Raw genomic sequence first — 3,730 nt, 5'->3', positions numbered from 1 at the left:
GCGTGATCGGCAGCTTCCAGGCCATCAAGCACAAGTGCGCGGACATGCTGCTAGACGTCGAATTCGCCCGCTCGGCGGCCTATCGCGCGGCCGAGCTTGTGGCCAATGACTCCGAGGAACTGCAAGAGGCCGCCTGCATCGCCAAGGCCCTGGCCTCCGATGCCTTCATGCAGGCCGCGACCGACACCCTGCAGATTCACGGCGGCATCGGTTTCACCTGGGATAACGACACCCAGCTCTATTACAAGCGCGCACGTGGTTCGGGCGCGCTGCTGGGCAGCGCCGCCGAGCATCGTGACCGTTACGTACTGCGTCTTGCCGCGCGCGCGGCCGGGGAAACGACATGAGTGCGCCAACCGAAGCGTCGGTGCGCCGCGACGTGCGCGCCTGGCTGGCAGAGAACTGGTGCCCTGAACTGGGCCTGATCGAATGGCGCAGTCGCCTGGTGGCCTCCGGCTGGGGCTGTCCAGCCTGGCCCGAAGCCTGGTATGGCAAAGGCCTGTCGCCAGGACTCGCCGCAGTGGCCGAGGAGGAACTGCGCCGCGTCGGTGCCGTGGGCGTCGCGCAATTCGGCGTGCGACTGCTCGCCGCTGCGACGCTGCTCGAGCACGGCAGCGATGCGCAGAAAAAGCTGCTGCCGCGCATCCTCACCGGCGAAGACACCTGGTGCCAGTTGTTCAGCGAACCCGGCAGCGGGTCGGACCTCGCCGGCCTGAGCACGCGCGCCACGCCGGATGACGACGGATGGATCGTCAACGGCCAGAAGGTCTGGACCACCAGTGCGCAGCATGCGGACTACGGCATGCTGCTGGCGCGCACCGACTGGGACCTGCCCAAGCATCGTGGCCTGAGCTACTTCGTGCTCGACATGCATCAGCCCGGCGTGGTGGTGCGGCCGCTACGACAGATGAACGGCTATACCTCGTTCAACGAGGTGTTCATGACCGATGCTCGCCTGCGCAAGGACAGCTTGGTCGGCAAGGTCGGCGAAGGCTGGAAGGTCGCCCTGACCACCCTCGCCCATGAGCGGCGGCTGGCCGACAGCATGCGTAACTGGGGCCGCGTCGAACGTGGCCAGGGACGCATCTACGACGAGCTGCAGGCCGAACACGCCACCGTGATGGAGCCCTACAAGTGGTACCCGCAGCGCGCGGGCCGAGTGGATCTGCTGATGGATCGCGCGCGCATCACCGGACGCATCGACGATCCGGTCGTGCGTCAGGAGATCGCGAAAGTGCTGATGCTGGAACGAGCGACGGAATGGACCGCACAGCGTGCACGCGCGGCGCGCACGCTGGGTCAGCCGCCGGGCGCGGAGGGTTCGCTGGGCAAGCTCGCGGCGAGCCACGTCGCCCGTGCAGCGGCGCGCGCACACGCCGCCATCAGCGGGGCGGATTCAATGCTGGCCGGCGAAGACGGACCGGTGAACGGACTGATTGCCGAGATCCTGATCTCGGTGCCGGCCTGCTCCATCGCAGGCGGCACCGACGAGATCCAGCGCAACATCATCGCCGAGCGCGTGCTCGGCCTGCCGAAGGAGCCCGGTGGAGACGCGGAGATTCCGTTCCGCGACGTGCGCCGGAACTCGACTGGCCCCACTTGAACAAAGAGAACCCAATGATTCTCGACCCCATCATCCGCGCGTCGCGCGCGACGAGCCTGCGCAGCAACGGCCAGTGGTGCGACGTCCCGCTGCTGCATTATTTTGACGCGGCGGTCGCCAAGGGACTGGACCGCGTCGCCATCGTCGATTGCCGCGAGGGTGCCCCGCTGCGGCAGATCACCTACGGGGAACTCGACGAGGCCAGCCGGCGCATCGCCGCCAATCTCGCGCGGCTCGGCGTACGGCGCGGCGACGTGGTGTCGTTCCAGTTGCCGAACTGGTGGGAGTTCGTGGCGATTCACCTGGGTTGTCTGCGCTGTGGCGCGGCGAGCAACCCGCTGATGCCGATCTTCCGTCAGCGCGAGCTGTCCTTCATGCTCGCCTACGCGCAGTCGCGCGTGATGATCGTGCCCAAGCGGTTCCGGGGTTTCGATCATGCGGCGCTGATCCATTCGCTCAAGCCGGGACTGCCGCACCTCGAACATCTGGTGGTGGTCGGCGAGGACGGCGACGAGGGGTTCGAGAACACCCTGCTCGCGCCCTGCGACACGCCGCTCATCGAGCCGCCGTTGTCGGCCGACGAGGTGGTGCAGGTGCTCTACACCTCGGGCACCACCGGCATGCCCAAGGGCGTGATGCATTCCTCCAACACCCTGCTCGCCAACGTGCGGCCTTACGTGGAACGGCTTGGCCTGGACGGCGGCGATGCCGTGTTCATGGGCTCGCCGCTCGCACACCAGACCGGCTTCCTCTACGGCATGTGGCTGCCCATCGTCCTGCAGACGACGCTGTCGCTGATGGACGTATGGGACAAGGAACGCGCCTGGGCCATCATCCAGTCGCAGAAGTGCAGTTTCACCATGGCCGCCACGCCGTTTCTCGCCGACTTGATGACGGCAACCTGCGTGCCGCCGGCAGCCGAGGTGGCGCTGCGCATCTTCGCCTGCGGTGGCGCACCGATTCCGCGGGCGCTCGCCGAACAGGCCGTTGCGCGCCTCGGACTCAAGCTGCTGTCCGTCTACGGCATGTCGGAGAACGGTGCCATCACCGTCACCGCGCCGGACGCGCCGGCAGACAAAGTGTTCAGCGCCGACGGCTCGCCCCTGCCCGGCGTGCGCGTGCGCGTCGTGGATGCCGAAGGCCGCGAAATGCCCTGCGGCGAAGAGGGCCGGCTGCTGATCCACGCGCCGTCGAATTTTCTCGGCTATCTGCTCAAGCCGGAGGCCTACTGCATGGACGCCGCGGACTGGTTCGACTCCGGCGATCTCGCGCGCATGGACGCCGATGGCTACATCCGCATTACCGGGCGCAGCAAGGACATCATCATCCGCGGCGGCGAGAACGTGCCGGTGGTGGAAGTGGAGAATCTGCTGTACCGGCACCCGGCAATCGTCGATGCTGCGGTGGTCGGCATGCCGCATCCACGCTTGGGCGAGACCGGCTGCTGCTTCCTGAGTCTCAAGCCGGGCCACAGTTTCGATCTCGCGACGCTGCGCCAATACCTGGACTCGGCGGGCATGACGCGCAATTACTGGCCGGAGCGCGTGGAAATCGTCGAGAGCTTCCCGCGAACGGCCAGCGGCAAAATCCAGAAGTTCCAGTTGCGCGAAATCGCACGGCAGTTCGCGACAGCGAGTGCGGCGTCTTGATGTCCTGCCTCGCTGTCCGACGCTGAGGACGAGCCGATGCCCGGACCCCTGCAGGGCGTGCGCGTCCTCGATCTGACAACGGTCCTGATGGGGCCCTACGCCACGCAGATCTTGGCCGACTATGGCGCCGACGTGATCAAGGTGGAGCCGCCGGAGGGCGATGGCACGCGCGGCATCGGACCGATGCGCTCGCCCGGCATGGGAGCCATCTTTCTCAACGCCAACCGCGGCAAGCGCAGCATCGCGCTGGACCTGAAGAACCCGGAAGCGCGCAAGGCGCTGCTGGAGCTTGCAAGCGCGTCCGACGTGCTGGTCTACAACACGCGGCCGCAGGCCATGGCCCGGCTGGGGCTGTCGTACGAGGAAGTGCGCGCGGTCAATCCCGGTATCGTTTACGTGGGCCTGTTCGGTTTCGGACGTGGCGGGCCGTACGCCGACAAGCCGGCCTACGACGATCTCATCCAGGGCGCCGCCGGCC

At 67.2% G+C, this 3,730-nt stretch carries 4 protein-coding genes; all 4 read left to right on the top strand.

Annotated elements, in window-relative coordinates; translation table 11 throughout:
* Positions 1–347: acyl-CoA dehydrogenase family protein (locus Q0D45_RS21245; RefSeq protein WP_293397834.1), on the top strand; the 347-nt coding region annotated here is incomplete at its 5' end.
* The gene (locus Q0D45_RS21240) at positions 344–1,603 is read left to right on the top strand and encodes an acyl-CoA dehydrogenase family protein (protein WP_293397831.1); all 1,260 of its coding nucleotides are present in this window, start codon (positions 344–346) and stop codon (positions 1,601–1,603) included. The genes Q0D45_RS21245 and Q0D45_RS21240, both read left to right, overlap by 4 nt.
* Before the next feature lie 14 nt (positions 1,604–1,617).
* A complete protein-coding gene (locus Q0D45_RS21235; protein WP_293397828.1) occupies positions 1,618–3,252 on the top strand; it encodes an AMP-binding protein in 1,635 nt (544 codons plus the stop codon).
* A gap of 36 nt (positions 3,253–3,288) precedes the next feature.
* Positions 3,289–3,730: CoA transferase (locus Q0D45_RS21230; RefSeq protein WP_293397825.1), on the top strand; the 442-nt coding region annotated here is incomplete at its 3' end.

The sequence above is a fragment of the Nevskia sp. genome (assembly GCF_023266035.1).
GTDB lineage: Bacteria > Pseudomonadota > Gammaproteobacteria > Nevskiales > Nevskiaceae > Nevskia.
Note: the sequence above shows the minus strand (reverse complement) of the source record. Positions and strands in the feature narration are given on the sequence as shown.